Genomic DNA, 13086 nt, shown 5'->3' with positions numbered 1-13086 from the left:
CGCTACCGTGCCAGGCCGTGGCGGCGGCAACCAGCCCGGCTACGGGTCCATAACGAGACCCTCGCGTCTGCGGCCCCTCCTACGGCTTGTCGGCCGCCTGCACCATCTGCTTCAGCTTCGCGGGGGTCAGCGGGTTGGCCTGGTCACCGAACACGTTCTTCCCGTTCAGGAGCACCGTCGGCGTGCCCTGGAAGCCGCCGTCCTGGAACGCCTGGTTCGACTTCTTGACCCAGCTGTCGTGGCTGCCGCCGTCGACACACTTCCTGAAGTCCGGCGTCACGAGGCCGCCGACCTTGCCGGCCAGCCCGATCAGCTTGCCGTTGTCGGCGAAGGCGTCGTCGGTCTCCGGGGGCTGGTTCTCGTAGAGGACGTCGTGGAACGGGGTGAACTTCCCGGCGTCCTGGGCACACGCCGCCGCGTTCGCCGCGCGCAGGGAGCCGCTGCCGCCCATGTTCTTGTCGATGAGCGTGGCCAGGTGGTACTCGACCTTGAGCTGTCCGGAGTTTGTCAGCTCATGGATCGTCGTGCGGTAGGCGTCCTCGAAGGCCTTGCACGCGGGACAGCGGAAGTCCTCCCACACCGTGAGTGTCGACTTCGCACTGTCCTTGCCGACCGGGATCGCGAGGCTGTCCTTGCCTACCGCGCCCTGCGGGGCGACGACGGTTCCCGAGGCGTCACTCTTGTCGTCACCGGAATTCGCCGCGATCACGCCGATCACGGCGGCCAGTGCGAGGACGCCCACGACGGCGCCCCCCACGATCACGCCCCTGCGGCGCCTGTCCTTGGCTCTCTGCTTCTCGCGCTCCTCCGCCAGCCGGTCTCGGGCGGTGCGCTTTCCCTCACGGTTCTTCTCGCTCACACCCGCCAAACGAACCGGGGAGGCACGAGCGTGCCTCCCCGGTCCCAGGTCCACCCATACGGGTTACGACACGATGGGTGACGACGTCCTGGGTCACGCCTTGACGCGCACCCCGTCCGCGAGGTCCGCCGCGAGAGCCCGCACGGCGGCGAGTCCGGCGGCTGTGTCGTTTGCGTCGAGCATCAGCTTCACGAACGCCGAGCCGACGATGACCCCGTCGGCGAACCCGGCGACCTCGGCCGCCTGCTTCGCGTTCGAGACGCCGAGGCCGACGCAGACCGGCAGGTCGGTGGTCGCCTTGGTGCGGCGCACGAGGTCCTGGGCCTGGTTGCCGACGGACTCGCGGGTGCCGGTGACGCCCATCAGGGAGGCGGCGTACACGAAGCCGGAGCCCGCGGCGGTGATCGTCGCGAGGCGCTCGTCCTTGCTGCTGGGGGCGACGACGAAGACGGTCCCGAGGCCGTGCTTGTCCGCGTGCTCCCTCCAGGTCGCCGACTCCTGGACGGGCAGGTCGGGCAGGATGCAGCCCGCGCCGCCCGCCTCCGCGAGCTCGGCGGTGAACCGCTCGATGCCGTAGCGGTCGATGGGGTTCCAGTACGTCATGACGAGGACCGGCTTGCCGGTCGCCGCGTGGGCCTCGCGGACCGTGCGCATGACGTCGGCGATCCGGACGCCGCCGCGCAGCGCGATGTCGTCCGCGGTCTGGATGACGGGTCCGTCGAGGACGGGGTCGCTGTGCGGCAGCCCGACCTCCACGACGTCGGCGCCGCCGTCGAAGACGGCCTTGATCGCCTCGATGCCGCCGTCCACGGTCGGGAACCCGGCCGGGAGGTAGGCGATGAGGGCGGAGCGGCCCTCGGCACGCGCGGCCGCGAGGGTGTCGTTCAACAGCTGGATGTTGCCGCTCACTTGGCGTCTCCCTGGATCTCCGCGCCGGTCCCGGCCGCGTCCGCCGCGACGGCGGCGTCGGTGTCGTACAGGCCGAAGTAGCGGGCGGCCGTGTCCATGTCCTTGTCGCCGCGCCCGGACAGGTTGACGATCATCAGCCCGTCCTTGCCGAGCTCCTTGCCGACCTCGATGGCTCCGGCGAGCGCGTGGGCGCTCTCGATGGCCGGGATGATGCCCTCGGTGCGCGACAGCAGGCGCAGGGCCTGCATGGCGGCGTCGTCGGTGACCGCGCGGTACTCGCCGCGGCCGCTGTCCTTGAGGAAGGCGTGCTCGGGGCCGATGCCCGGATAGTCGAGGCCCGCCGAGATCGAGTACGGCTCGGTGATCTGGCCCTCGTCGTCCTGAAGGACGTACGACCGTGAGCCGTGCAGGATGCCGGGCTCGCCCGCGGTCAGTGTCGCGGCGTGCTCGCCGGTCTCGAGGCCGTGGCCGGCCGGCTCGCAGCCGATGAGCCGCACGCCGGCGTCGGGGATGAAGGCGTGGAAGAGGCCGATGGCGTTCGAGCCGCCGCCGACGCAGGCCACGGCCGCGTCGGGCAGGCGTCCGGCGCGCTCCAGGATCTGGCGACGGGCCTCGACGCCGATGACGCGGTGGAAGTCGCGGACCATCGCCGGGAAGGGGTGGGGTCCCGCGACGGTCCCGAAGAGGTAGTGCGTGCGGTCGACGTTGGCGACCCAGTCGCGGAACGCCTCGTTGATGGCGTCCTTGAGGGTGCGGCTGCCGGACTTCACGGCGACGACCTCGGCGCCGAGCATCCGCATGCGCGCCACGTTGAGCGCCTGGCGCTCGGTGTCGATCTCGCCCATGTAGATGGTGCACTCGAGGCCGAAGAGGGCGCAGGCGGTGGCGGTGGCCACGCCGTGCTGGCCGGCGCCGGTCTCGGCGATGACGCGGGTCTTGCCCATGCGCTTGGTGAGGAGCGCCTGGCCGAGCACATTGTTGATCTTGTGCGAGCCGGTGTGGTTGAGGTCCTCGCGCTTGAGGAACATCCGGACGCCACCGGCGTGCTCGGCGAACCGGGGCACCTCGGTGAGGGAGCTGGGCCGTCCCGTGTAGTTGACGAGCAGGTCGTCGAGCTCGGCGGCGAAGGCCGGGTCGTTCTTGGCCTTGTCGTACTCGACGGCGACCTCGTCGACGGCGGCGACGAGCGCCTCCGGGATGAACTTGCCGCCGAAGGCGCCGAAGTACCCCTCGCTGGTGGGGACTTGACCCTCGGGGTCGGGAATGAAGAAGTTGCTGGGCATGCGAAACCTCATGGTGTGAGCGGTGTGGACACTACGCGCCGTGGAGGCAGGGTTACATGTCGGCAGCGGGCCGCATGCAGCCGCCCGCGCCGTTCCCCGCGCCCCTTATGAGGCGCAGCACCATCGCATCCCGTTGACCTGACCCGGCTCGTCACCGATGACGTAACGCACCCGGCGCCCGTGCACACGCCGCGCCGGCGCCCGGCAGCCGCGGGGGCGGCAGCCGGGTGCGAGGCGGGCGGCGATGGCCATCGGGGAGGTCAGCTCCTGCCGTGGCGCAGGGCGGGGTGGGCGCCCGCGGCGACCAGGTCGGAGACCGCGGTGCGCGGGTCGCGGCCGGTCACCAGGGACTCGCCCACGAGGACGGCGTCGGCGCCCGCGTTGGCGTACGCGATGAGGTCGTGCGGGCCGCGCACGCCCGACTCGGCGATCTTGACGATGTGGTCGGGGATCTCCGGGGCGACCTGCTGGAACGTGTCGCGGTCGACCTTGAGCGTCTTGAGGTTGCGCGCGTTCACGCCGATGATGCGGGCGCCCGCGTCCACGGCGCGCTCGACCTCGTCCTCGTCGTGCACCTCGACGATCGGCGTGAGCCCGATGGACTCCGCGCGCTCGATGAGCGACTCGAGGGCGGGCTGGTCCAGGGCGGCCACGATCAGCAGCGCGAGGTCGGCGCCGTACGCCCTGGCCTCCCACAGCTGGTACGAGGTGACGATGAAGTCCTTGCGCAGGATCGGGATGTCGACCTTGGCGCGCACGGCCTCCAGGTCGGCGAGCGAACCGCCGAACCGGCGCTGCTCGGTCAGTACGGAGATGACGGCGGCACCGCCCGCCTCGTAGTCGGCGGCGAGGGCGGCCGGGTCGGCGATCGCGGCGAGCGCGCCCTTGGACGGGCTGGAACGCTTGACCTCGCAGATCACCTTGACGCCGTCGCCGCGCAGGGCGGCCACCCCGTCCTTGGCGGCGCGTGCCTTGGCCGCGCGCTCCTTGAGCTCGTCGAGGCTGACGTGCGCCTGCCGCTCCGCGAGGTCGGCACGGACTCCGTCGATGATCTCGTCGAGCACACTCACGCGAGCGGCCCCCTTCCTGACGGTGGAGCGGTGGAAGCTGATTGCCCCGAAGAGCAATCCACTAGTCACAGCGATGATATCCGGAGGAGGGCGAAGGCTCCGCATCCGGTTGACGCCGGTCCCACTACCTGGACAAATACTGTTGATCAAGGATGGAGCCAGCCACCTGGAGGCAGGTTCCGGACAACCGTGAAGACAAGCACCACGGCGCCCACGGCCCACAGGTGGGGACGTCCGAGGTCGATCCGTACCGGCAGTCCCCGTGCCACCCGTACGGCCCATACGACCCACAGGACGGCGAAGAGGGCGTAGCCCGCCACGGCGAGCGCGTTGTCCCCCAGGGCGGCCGTGAGGTCGCCGTGGACGAGCGCGTGGGCGCTGCGCAGACCGCCGCAGCCGGGGCAGTAGATCCCCGTGTAATGGAGCAGCGGGCAGGCGGGGTAGTGGCCCGGCTCGTTCGGGTCGACGGACCCGACGTACGCGAAGCCCACCCCGACCGCGGCGAGGACGCCGGCGGGGACGGCCAGCCGCCGCAGCGAACCGGCGGCGCCGCTGGTCAGGGTGGCCGCGGAGGTGTCCGTTTCGGCGTTCACCCGTGAATTGTGCAACGGGCCCGCCGGGTCCGCCCGTCGGCGCGCAGCGCGCGGAAAACGTGAGAGGCGGCCCGGCACCTGGTGCCGGGCCGCCTCTCACGACGTGGGTGAGGCTCAGGCCTCCGCGGCGACGGCCTCGGGCGAGATCGCCGGCAGCGACTGCGGCTTCGGCTTGCCGAGACCCGCGGCGCTCATGGCGCCACCGACGACCGCGGCGATGGCGAGCAGGGCCATGCCCGCCCAGAAGCCGACGGGGTTGGCCATCACCATGAAGGCGCCCGCGACGCAGAAACCGATGAAGGCGATGATGACACCGGTCCAGGCGGCCGGGGTGTGTCCGTGGCTGCTGTCCGCCATGGTTGCTCCTCGTTGCTCAATGCGTGGCTGATGCGTGGCCCCGTGCCCCGCGCGTGGCACCGCGCTGGGTGGTGAGCCGGACGCTCGTGCCCATTGTCCCGCACTCGCGGGCATGGGCGGCACTCGGGGTCCGGGCCCCGCTATGCCTCGTGTGTGGGGTCCTCGCCCCGGTCGAGGGCCTTCCACAGCTCCTCGGGGCGCTCCGGGTCGACGGGACGGGCCGCCTTGCGGGGCCGCGGGGTGCCGTCACGCTCGTAGCGGCCGCCCATCGACGGCCAGGAGCGGCCGTAGCGCAGGGCGAGCAGGCCGGCCAGGAGGATGAGGGCGCCGCCCGCGGCACCGACGTACGGCCATACGGTGTGGCCGAGGGAGCCGATGGTGGCCGCGGTGTTGCCGGAGACCTCGGCGGCCTTCTCGTCCAGGGCCGCGCTGTCGCCGGCGCCGAGGACGGCGGCGACGACGGCGCCCGCGCCGCTGAGCGCGAGGAGCCCGGCGACGAGCGTGCGTCCGGCGCGGCGGACCGCGAAGACGGCGACGAGGGCCGCGAGCCCCACTATGGCGAGGGCCGCGGGCACTCCGGTGACGTCACTGCCCTTGGCGGCGAGCGGGAAGCTGCCGCCGGGCACGGTCGCGGACCCGGAGGCCCACTCCTGCCGCGAGGAGAGCAGGGCCACCGCCGCGCCGACGGCGCCGAACAGGAGCGCGGCGGCGAGGCTGCGGCGGCCGTTGCGCGCGGCGGCCGTCTCCGGGGAGGCGGTCCCGGCTTCGGTTCGGGGGGATGGCACTGCGGAAGTCACCTCACCACTATCCCCCACGTCGTCAGGCGTCGTGCATCCGGTTGGCCGTGTGCACGGCGCGCAGCACCGCCGCCGCCTTGTTGCGGCACTCGGTGTCTTCGGCGACGGGATCGGAGTCGGCGACGATACCGGCTCCGGCCTGCACATATGCGGTGTTGTCGCGCAGGAGCGCGGTGCGGATGGCGATGGCCGTGTCGGAGTCCCCGGCGAAGTCGAGATATCCGACACATCCGCCGTACAGACCGCGCCGGGAGGGTTCGAGCTCGTCGATGATCTGCATCGCGCGCGGCTTGGGCGCGCCCGAGAGGGTGCCCGCGGGGAAGCAGGCGGTGAGGACGTCGAAGGCGGTGGTGCCCGGGGCGACCCGGCCGGTGACGGTCGACACGATGTGCATGACGTGCGAGTAGCGCTCGACGGACATGAAGTCGACGACCTCGACGGAGCCCGGTTCGCAGACGCGGCCGAGGTCGTTGCGGCCGAGGTCGACGAGCATCAGGTGCTCGGCGCGCTCCTTGGGGTCGGCGAGGAGCTCGTCGGCGAGCGCCTGGTCCGCCTGGGGGGTATCGCCGCGATGCCTGGTCCCGGCGATGGGGTGCACCATGGCGCGCCCGTCCTCGACCTTGACGAGGGCCTCCGGCGACGAGCCGACCACGTCGAACCCGTCGAAGCGGAACAGGTACATGTACGGCGACGGGTTGGTGGCGCGCAGGACCCGGTAGACGTCGAGCGCGCTGGCCGTGCACGGCGTCTCGAAGCGCTGCGAGGGTACGACCTGGAAGGCCTCGCCCGCCCGGATGCGCTCCTTGATGTCCTCGACGGCCTCCTGGTAGTCCGTTCCGCCCCACAGAGCGGTGAACTCCGGGAGTTCGGAGGGCGGGAGCGCGGCGGGGGCCTGGACGACGGGCCGGGAGAGGTCGGCCTCCATCGCGTCGAGGCGGGCCACGGCGTCCGCGTAGGCCTCGTCGACGCCGGTGTCGAGGTCGTTGTGGTTGATCGCGTTGGCGATCAGCAGGACCGAGCCGTCCCAGTGGTCGAGGACGGCGAGGTCACTGGTGAGCAGCATCGTCAGCTCGGGGAGCTTCAGGTCGTCGCGCTCGCCGGGGCCGATCTTCTCCAGGCGGCGCACGATGTCGTAGCCGAGGTAGCCGACCATGCCACCGGTGAACGGGGGCAGGCCCTCGTAGCGGGGGGTGTGGAGGGTCTCGACGGTGGCGCGCAGGGCGGCGAGCGGGTCGCCGTGGGTGGGGACGCCGACGGGCGGGGTGCCGAGCCAGTGCGCCTGGCCGTCGCGGGTGGTGAGGGTGCCGGCCGAGCGGACGCCGACGAAGGAGTAGCGGGACCAGGAGCGGCCGTTCTCCGCGGATTCCAGGAGGAACGTGCCGGGGCGTTCACCGGCCAGCTTGCGGTACAGACCGACGGGGGTGTCGCCGTCCGCGAGGAGCTTGCGGCTGACGGGGATCACTCGGCGGTCGGTCGCGAGCTTGCGGAAGGTCTCGAGATCCATAGGAAGAGCTTAGGGCGTGTCCGGATACGTCCGGTGCGCCGCCCGGTCCGTGGAACGGGCGGCGCGGCGGTGGTCTCAGGCGCCGGTGCCGGTCACCGTCAGCTCGCCCGCGTCGAAGCAGGTGCGGTCGCCGGTGTGGCAGGCCGCGCCGACCTGGTCGACCTTCACCAGGAGGGTGTCCGCGTCGCAGTCGAGGGCGACCGACTTCACGTGCTGGAAGTGGCCGGAGGTGTCGCCCTTGACCCAGTACTCCTGGCGGCTGCGGGACCAGTACGTGCAGCGGCCCGTCGTCAGCGTGCGGTGCAGCGCCTCGTCGTTCATCCAGCCGAGCATGAGCACCTCGCCGGTGTCGTACTGCTGGGCGATCGCGGGGACCAGGCCGTCGGCGCTGCGCTTGAGGCGGGCGGCGACGGCGGGGTCGAGGCTGCTGGGCGGGGGCGTGCTGGTCATGGGGACCATTGTGCCGCGCCCCGCGCGCCGTTTCGGGCGGGCGTCCACTGGGCGGACCGGTCGGACGGTCGTACGCTGGCCATATGTCGACCCATGCAAAGCGTGAACGACTTCTCCTCGCCGACCTGTTGGAGGCCTCGGGCCCCGACGCCCCGACCCTGTGCGAGGGCTGGACCGCCCGTGATCTCGCGGCCCATGTGGTGGTGCGCGAGCGCCGCGCGGACGCCGCGGGCGGGATCCTGATCAAGCAGCTGGCGCAGCGTCTGGAGCGGGTGCAGGCCGAGTTCGCCGAGAAGCCCTACGGCGAGCTGATCCAGCTGATCAGGACGGGCCCGCCGCGCTTCTCGCCGTTCTCCCTCAAGCAGATCGACGAGGCGTCGAACGCGGTCGAGTTCTACGTCCACACGGAGGACGTGCGCCGCGCGCAGCCGGACTGGACGCCGCGCGAGCTCGACCCGGTCTTCGCGGACGTGCTGTGGTCGCGCCTCGAGCGGATGGCCCGCGTGATCGGCCGCAAGTCGCCGGTCGGCCTGGTCCTGCGCCGCCCGGACGGCCGGACGGCGGTGGCGCACAAGGGCACGCCCGTGGTGACGGTGACCGGTGAGCCCGCCGAGCTGCTGATGTTCGCGTTCGGCCGGCAGGACGCGGCGCGGGTGGAGAAGGAAGGCGAGAAGGACGCGATCGGGAAGCTGCACGAGGCGAAGCAGCTCGGAATCTGATGCGGGTTCAGGCCGGGAGTTCGGCGCGGCGCAGAGGCGTGCGGCACAGGCCGTAGACGCCGGCGAGGGCGCAGATGGCGGCGCTGGCCACGAAGACGGGTCCGGTGCCCCACAGGCCGACGGCCGCGCCGGTCAGCGGCATGGTGAGCGGGACGAGGCCGAGGCTGGACAGGCTCGTGACGGCGGTGACCCGGCCGATGTAGGCCGGGTCCGCGTGGGTCTGCGTGAGCGCTCCGCACAGGGTGCCGCTGAGACCGGCGAGCAGCCCGATGACCAGCGCGACGGCGACCGCGGCGACGAGGTGCGGTACGAAGGCGAGCGCGCCGATGGCGACGGAGCCGCCGCCCATGGTCGCGGCGAGGACCAAGCCCGCGCGCGGCACCCGGCCGCGGACTGCGAGGAGCAGCGAGGCGGCGCCCGCGCCGACGCCGAACCCGGCGAGCACCGAGCCCATCCCTGAGGCGCCCCAGCCGCGCTGGTCGGCGAGGAGGGTCAGGCCGACGTTCAGGGGGCCGACGAAGCCGAGGTCGCTGAGGGCGATGACGACAATCAGCGGGGCGAGGACGCTGTGGCGGCGGATGTAGCGCAGGCCGTCCGCGAGGCCGTTCCTCGCCGGGGCGCCGCTCTTGCCGTTGACGTCGGGCAGGTCCCGGATGCGCAGGGACATCAGGAGCGGCAGCGAGATCGCGAACAGCAGTCCGGCCGCGCCGAACGCCGCCGCGGGGCCGCCGAGTGCGACGCCGAGACCGCCTAGGGGTGCGCCCACGACGTTGGCGAGGCGGACCGCGAGTCCGCGCATGCCCTGGACCCGGGCGAGCTGGTCGCGTCCGGTGACGCGGGCGGGCAGTGCGCCGACGGCCGGCAGGAAGAGGGCGTCGACGATGCCGAAGACCAGGCCGAGGAAGGTGAGCGGCCACAGGCCCGGTTGGGTCGCGAGGAAGAGCCCGGCGACGCCGAGGACCGCGGCGCTGCGCACGGCGTCGCCGGCTATGACGATGCGGCGCGGCCCGAGCCGGTCGGCGATCACTCCCCCGCCGAGCATCAGCAGGGCCCGGGGTGCCGCGCTCACCGCCATGACGAGCCCGGCCTGCGAGGGGCTGCCCGACTGGACGGCCGCCCAGGACAGGGCGACGTAGTAGATGTTGTCGCCGATCATCGAGGCGCCGTAGGCGCCGAGCCAGCGCAGCACGTTGCCGTCGCGGTGGGCGGGCTTCTCGGGGGCGGGGGTGCCGGTGAGGGGCGCGGTCACGGTCATGGGAGGTGGTCCTCTCAGGCGCGGAACGGGAAGCCGTACATGTGCAGCGCGACGCTCTCGCGCCCTTCGGTGTCACCCGCGGCCTGTGCGGCGCGGCCCTGCTCGTCGTACTTCCTGATGACGGCGAGCAACTCGCCTGTCAGCTCGGTCAGTTCGGCCGCCGTCAGTGGCATCAGGGCTTCGGAGTCCGAGGACGCGGCGCGCCACTCGGGGGCCCAGGTGGAGCGCTCGTCGAGGTAGCGGCGGTAGAGCTCGCTGCGCTGTTCGTAGAAGAGCCGGGTGGCCGCCCGGTGCGCCGCGGCCTTCTCGGGGGCGTCGCCGAAGTCCGCCTCGTGGATGCTGACGCCGTCGGACGCGGGCTGCCACCAGCGCTCGCGGCCGTCGCGCTGCGCCCCGGGCGCCTCTTCGATGAGCCCGGCGTCCGCGAGCTTGCGCAGGTGGTAGCTGACCAGCGAGACAGCGCCGTCGACCCGCTCGGCCAGCTGCGACGCGGTCGCGGTGCGGGCGACGACCAGGGCGCGGTACAGCTGCGAGCGCAGCGGGTGGGCGAGCGCCTTGAGGGTGCCGAGGTCGGTGATGCGGCGGGTCCGTTCGTCGGTCATGGCATGAGCCTAGATACGAAAGAAATATTGCGCAATAGAAATTGCGCAACTGATCCTGTGCATCGGGCCGAGAAAAAGGCCCCGGCCACCCTGAGGGCGACCGGGGCCTGAGAGCGTGCGCTCCCGGCGTCAGCGGACGGGGTGACCCGCCTCGCGCAGCGTCTCCTTGACCTCGCCGATCCGCAGATCACCGAAGTGGAAGACGGACGCGGCCAGCACCGCGTCGGCGCCCGCCGCGATCGCGGGCGGGAAGTGCTCCAGGCGTCCCGCGCCGCCGGACGCGATCACGGGCACCGTGACGTGCTTGCGGACGGCCGCGATCATCTCGATGTCGTAGCCGTCCTTCGTCCCGTCGGCGTCCATCGAGTTGAGCAGGATCTCGCCCGCGCCGAGCTCGGCGGCCTCGTGCGCCCACTCGACGGCGTCGATCCCGGCGGACTTGCGGCCACCGTGCGTCGTCACCTCGAACGTGCCGGACGGCGTGCGGCGCGCGTCGACCGACAGGACGAGCACCTGGCGGCCGAACCGCTCGGCGATCTCGCGGATCAGCTCCGGGCGGGCGATGGCGGCCGTGTTCACGCCCACCTTGTCCGCGCCGGCCCGCAGCAGCTTGTCCACGTCGTCCGCCGTGCGGACGCCGCCGCCGACGGTGAGCGGGATGAAGACCTGTTCGGCGGTGCGGCGCACCACGTCGTAGGTCGTCTCGCGGTTGCCGGAGGACGCCGTGATGTCGAGGAACGTCAGCTCGTCGGCGCCCTCGGCGTCGTACACCTTCGCCATCTCGACGGGGTCGCCCGCGTCGCGCAGGTTCTGGAAGTTGACGCCCTTGACGACCCGGCCGTTGTCCACGTCCAGGCAGGGGATGACCCGTACGGCCAGCGTCATGACGGTGTGTCTCCTCGGTACGCCTCCACCTCGACCTCGACGACCAGGCTCGGGTCGATGAAGCCGGAGACGATGATCATGGATGCGGCGGGGCGGACGGCGTCGAACAGCTCCTTGTGGGCCCGGCCCACGTCGTCCACATCCCGCGCATGGGTGATGTACATACGGGTGCGCACCACATGCTCGCTCCCGAGCCCGAGGGTCTTGAGAGCGTCGAACGCGGCCTGGAACGCGTTGAGCGTCTGCTCGTACGGCGTTCCCGCGTCGATGACGCCGTTGACCACGGACGTACAACCGGACACCAGGACAAGGCCGTTGGGCAGTTCGACCGCGCGCGAGTAGCCCACGGCCTCCTCCCACGGCCCGTCCGACTTGACCCTGCGTACGCCGTCGCTCATGACGACGCCACCGCGGCGAGGGCCTCTTCCAGGGTGAAGGCCTTCGCGTACAGCGCCTTGCCGACGATCGAGCCCTCGACGCCCAGCGGGACGAGCTCGGAGATGGCGCGCAGGTCGTCGAGCGACGAGACGCCGCCGGAGGCGACGACGGGCCGGTCGGTCACGGCGCACACGTTGCGCAGGAGCTCCAGGTTCGGGCCCTGCAGCGTGCCGTCCTTGGCGATGTCGGTGACGACGTAGCGGGCGCAACCCTCGGAGTCGAGGCGCGCGAGCGTCTCGTAGAGGTCGCCGCCGTCGCGGGTCCAGCCGCGGCCGCGCAGCGTGGTGCCGCGCACGTCGAGGCCCACCGCGATCTTGTCGCCGTGCTCGGCGATGACCTTGGCGACCCACTCGGGGGTCTCCAGGGCGGCGGTGCCGAGGTTGACGCGGGTGCAGCCGGTGGCGAGCGCGGCGGCGAGCGTGTCGTCGTCGCGGATGCCGCCGGACAGCTCCACCTTGATGTCCATGGCTCGCGCGACCTCGGCGATCAGGGCGCGGTTGTCGCCCGTGCCGAACGCGGCGTCCAGGTCCACGAGGTGCAGCCACTCGGCGCCCGAGCGCTGCCACGCGAGGGCGGCCTCGAGCGGGGAACCGTAGGAGGTCTCGGTGCCGGACTCGCCGTGCACGAGACGTACGGCCTGGCCGTCGCGGACGTCGACGGCGGGGAGGAGTTCGAGCGTGCGGGACATCAGAGGGTTCCGATCCAATTCGTGAGGAGCTGGGCGCCGGCGTCGCCGGACTTCTCGGGGTGGAACTGTGTCGCCCACAGTGCGCCGTTCTCGACGGCGGCGATGAACGGCTCGCCGTGCGTGGACCAGGTGACCTTCGGCGGGCGCATGTGGACGTTGCCGACCTCGAAGTCCCACTGCTGCACGGCGTAGGAGTGCACGAAGTAGAAGCGGGCGTCGCTGTCGAGACCGGCGAAGAGCTCGGTGTCCTGCGGCGGGCGGACCGTGTTCCAGCCCATGTGCGGGACGATCTCGGCCTTGAGGGGCTCCACCGTGCCCGGCCACTCGTCGAGGCCCTCGGCCTCGACGCCGTGCTCGATGCCGCGCGCGAAGAGGATCTGCATGCCGACACAGATGCCCATCACGGGGCGGCCGCCGGCCAGGCGGCGGTCGATGATCCAGTCGCCTCGCGCTTCCTTGAGCCCCTTCATGCAGGCGGCGAAGGCGCCGACACCGGGGACGAGGAGACCGTCGGCGTTGAGTGCGGTGTCGAAGTCGCGGGTGATCTCGACGTCCGCGCCCGCGCGGGCCAGGGCACGCTCGGCGGATCGGACGTTGCCGAACCCGTAGTCGAAGACGACGACCTTCTTGCCGGCTGTGCCGGCGGGCTTGGCTGAAGTCATGGCTGGCTGCTCCCT

At 72.0% G+C, this 13086-nt stretch carries 17 protein-coding genes; 1 reads left to right on the top strand and 16 read right to left on the bottom strand.

Annotated elements, in window-relative coordinates:
- Window positions 1-79: 79 nt before the first annotated feature.
- The 10 genes from OG456_RS26985 to hisI form a co-directional block, all read right to left on the bottom strand.
- Entirely contained in the window at window positions 80-859 is a 780-nt protein-coding gene (locus OG456_RS26985; protein WP_266565314.1) for a thioredoxin domain-containing protein, read from the bottom strand.
- 93 nt (window positions 860-952) lie between these two features.
- Window positions 953-1768, bottom strand: coding sequence for a tryptophan synthase subunit alpha (trpA, locus tag OG456_RS26980; protein WP_266565312.1), 816 nt, complete (start codon window positions 1766-1768; stop codon window positions 953-955).
- Window positions 1765-3051 (bottom strand): tryptophan synthase subunit beta, encoded by a 1287-nt coding sequence (gene trpB / locus OG456_RS26975; protein WP_266565310.1) that lies wholly within the window; start codon window positions 3049-3051, stop codon window positions 1765-1767. Before trpB ends, trpA begins: the two co-directional genes overlap by 4 nt.
- A gap of 105 nt (window positions 3052-3156) precedes the next feature.
- The gene (gene trpM / locus OG456_RS51040) at window positions 3157-3303 is read right to left on the bottom strand and encodes a tryptophan biosynthesis modulator TrpM (RefSeq protein WP_368082116.1); all 147 of its coding nucleotides are present in this window, start codon (window positions 3301-3303) and stop codon (window positions 3157-3159) included.
- An 8-nt stretch (window positions 3304-3311) separates the two neighbouring features.
- Complete coding sequence (gene trpC, locus OG456_RS26970; RefSeq protein ID WP_266565308.1) at window positions 3312-4121, bottom strand: indole-3-glycerol phosphate synthase TrpC; 810 nt, start codon at window positions 4119-4121, stop codon at window positions 3312-3314.
- A 146-nt stretch (window positions 4122-4267) separates the two neighbouring features.
- Window positions 4268-4714, bottom strand: a complete 447-nt coding sequence (locus OG456_RS26965; RefSeq protein ID WP_266565306.1) for a DUF2752 domain-containing protein — start codon at window positions 4712-4714, stop codon at window positions 4268-4270.
- Between the two features lie 114 nt (window positions 4715-4828).
- Window positions 4829-5071 (bottom strand): HGxxPAAW family protein, encoded by a 243-nt coding sequence (locus OG456_RS26960; protein WP_266565304.1) that lies wholly within the window; start codon window positions 5069-5071, stop codon window positions 4829-4831.
- A gap of 140 nt (window positions 5072-5211) precedes the next feature.
- Window positions 5212-5868 (bottom strand): TIGR02234 family membrane protein, encoded by a 657-nt coding sequence (locus tag OG456_RS26955; protein WP_116502609.1) that lies wholly within the window; start codon window positions 5866-5868, stop codon window positions 5212-5214.
- 22 nt (window positions 5869-5890) lie between these two features.
- A complete protein-coding gene (locus tag OG456_RS26950) occupies window positions 5891-7372 on the bottom strand; it encodes an anthranilate synthase component I (RefSeq protein ID WP_266565302.1) in 1482 nt (493 codons plus the stop codon).
- Window positions 7373-7447: 75 nt separating this feature from the next.
- Window positions 7448-7822 (bottom strand): phosphoribosyl-AMP cyclohydrolase, encoded by a 375-nt coding sequence (gene hisI / locus OG456_RS26945; protein ID WP_266565300.1) that lies wholly within the window; start codon window positions 7820-7822, stop codon window positions 7448-7450.
- Between the two features lie 83 nt (window positions 7823-7905).
- On the opposite strand from hisI, the gene OG456_RS26940 reads away from it, so the two are divergent.
- Window positions 7906-8541: a TIGR03085 family metal-binding protein gene (locus OG456_RS26940; RefSeq protein WP_266565298.1), complete on the top strand. Its 636-nt coding sequence runs from the start codon at window positions 7906-7908 to the stop codon at window positions 8539-8541.
- Window positions 8542-8548: 7 nt separating this feature from the next.
- On the opposite strand, the gene OG456_RS26935 is transcribed toward OG456_RS26940, so the two are convergent.
- The 6 genes from OG456_RS26935 to hisH all read right to left on the bottom strand — a co-directional run bounded on the left by OG456_RS26935 (window position 8549) and on the right by hisH (window position 13071).
- Window positions 8549-9796, bottom strand: a complete 1248-nt coding sequence (locus OG456_RS26935) for an MFS transporter (RefSeq protein WP_266565296.1) — start codon at window positions 9794-9796, stop codon at window positions 8549-8551.
- 14 nt (window positions 9797-9810) lie between these two features.
- Entirely contained in the window at window positions 9811-10398 is a 588-nt protein-coding gene (locus tag OG456_RS26930) for a transcriptional regulator (protein WP_266565294.1), read from the bottom strand.
- A gap of 129 nt (window positions 10399-10527) precedes the next feature.
- Entirely contained in the window at window positions 10528-11283 is a 756-nt protein-coding gene (gene hisF, locus OG456_RS26925; protein ID WP_100592253.1) for an imidazole glycerol phosphate synthase subunit HisF, read from the bottom strand.
- On the bottom strand, window positions 11280-11681 hold the full coding sequence (locus tag OG456_RS26920) for a RidA family protein (protein WP_266565290.1): 402 nt from the start codon (window positions 11679-11681) through the stop codon (window positions 11280-11282). The genes hisF and OG456_RS26920 overlap by 4 nt, the downstream gene beginning before the upstream one ends.
- Window positions 11678-12409, bottom strand: a complete 732-nt coding sequence (gene priA, locus OG456_RS26915; protein WP_266565288.1) for a bifunctional 1-(5-phosphoribosyl)-5-((5-phosphoribosylamino)methylideneamino)imidazole-4-carboxamide isomerase/phosphoribosylanthranilate isomerase PriA — start codon at window positions 12407-12409, stop codon at window positions 11678-11680. The genes OG456_RS26920 and priA overlap by 4 nt, the downstream gene beginning before the upstream one ends.
- Entirely contained in the window at window positions 12409-13071 is a 663-nt protein-coding gene (gene hisH / locus OG456_RS26910) for an imidazole glycerol phosphate synthase subunit HisH (protein ID WP_266565286.1), read from the bottom strand. The genes priA and hisH overlap by 1 nt, the downstream gene beginning before the upstream one ends.
- Window positions 13072-13086: the final 15 nt, after the last annotated feature.

The organism is Streptomyces sp. NBC_01446, from assembly GCF_026340095.1.
Classification (GTDB): Bacteria; Actinomycetota; Actinomycetes; order Streptomycetales; family Streptomycetaceae; genus Streptomyces; species Streptomyces aureus.
The sequence above is the reverse complement of the archived record's forward strand: the minus strand, read 5'-3'. Positions and strand labels throughout refer to the sequence as shown.

Coding starts and splice junctions, on each gene's coding strand:
- OG456_RS26920 (WP_266565290.1), bottom strand. CDS start 11,681: ATGAGCGACGGCGTACGCAGGGTCAAGTCGGACGGGCCGTGGGAGGAG.
- OG456_RS26950 (WP_266565302.1), bottom strand. CDS start 7,372: ATGGATCTCGAGACCTTCCGCAAGCTCGCGACCGACCGCCGAGTGATC.
- trpB (WP_266565310.1), bottom strand. CDS start 3,051: ATGCCCAGCAACTTCTTCATTCCCGACCCCGAGGGTCAAGTCCCCACC.
- OG456_RS26940 (WP_266565298.1), top strand. CDS start 7,906: ATGTCGACCCATGCAAAGCGTGAACGACTTCTCCTCGCCGACCTGTTG.
- OG456_RS26935 (WP_266565296.1), bottom strand. CDS start 9,796: ATGACCGTGACCGCGCCCCTCACCGGCACCCCCGCCCCCGAGAAGCCC.
- hisF (WP_100592253.1), bottom strand. CDS start 11,283: ATGACGCTGGCCGTACGGGTCATCCCCTGCCTGGACGTGGACAACGGC.
- trpM (WP_368082116.1), bottom strand. CDS start 3,303: ATGGCCATCGCCGCCCGCCTCGCACCCGGCTGCCGCCCCCGCGGCTGC.
- hisH (WP_266565286.1), bottom strand. CDS start 13,071: ATGACTTCAGCCAAGCCCGCCGGCACAGCCGGCAAGAAGGTCGTCGTC.
- hisI (WP_266565300.1), bottom strand. CDS start 7,822: ATGACCAGCACGCCCCCGCCCAGCAGCCTCGACCCCGCCGTCGCCGCC.
- OG456_RS26930 (WP_266565294.1), bottom strand. CDS start 10,398: ATGACCGACGAACGGACCCGCCGCATCACCGACCTCGGCACCCTCAAG.
- OG456_RS26960 (WP_266565304.1), bottom strand. CDS start 5,071: ATGGCGGACAGCAGCCACGGACACACCCCGGCCGCCTGGACCGGTGTC.
- priA (WP_266565288.1), bottom strand. CDS start 12,409: ATGTCCCGCACGCTCGAACTCCTCCCCGCCGTCGACGTCCGCGACGGC.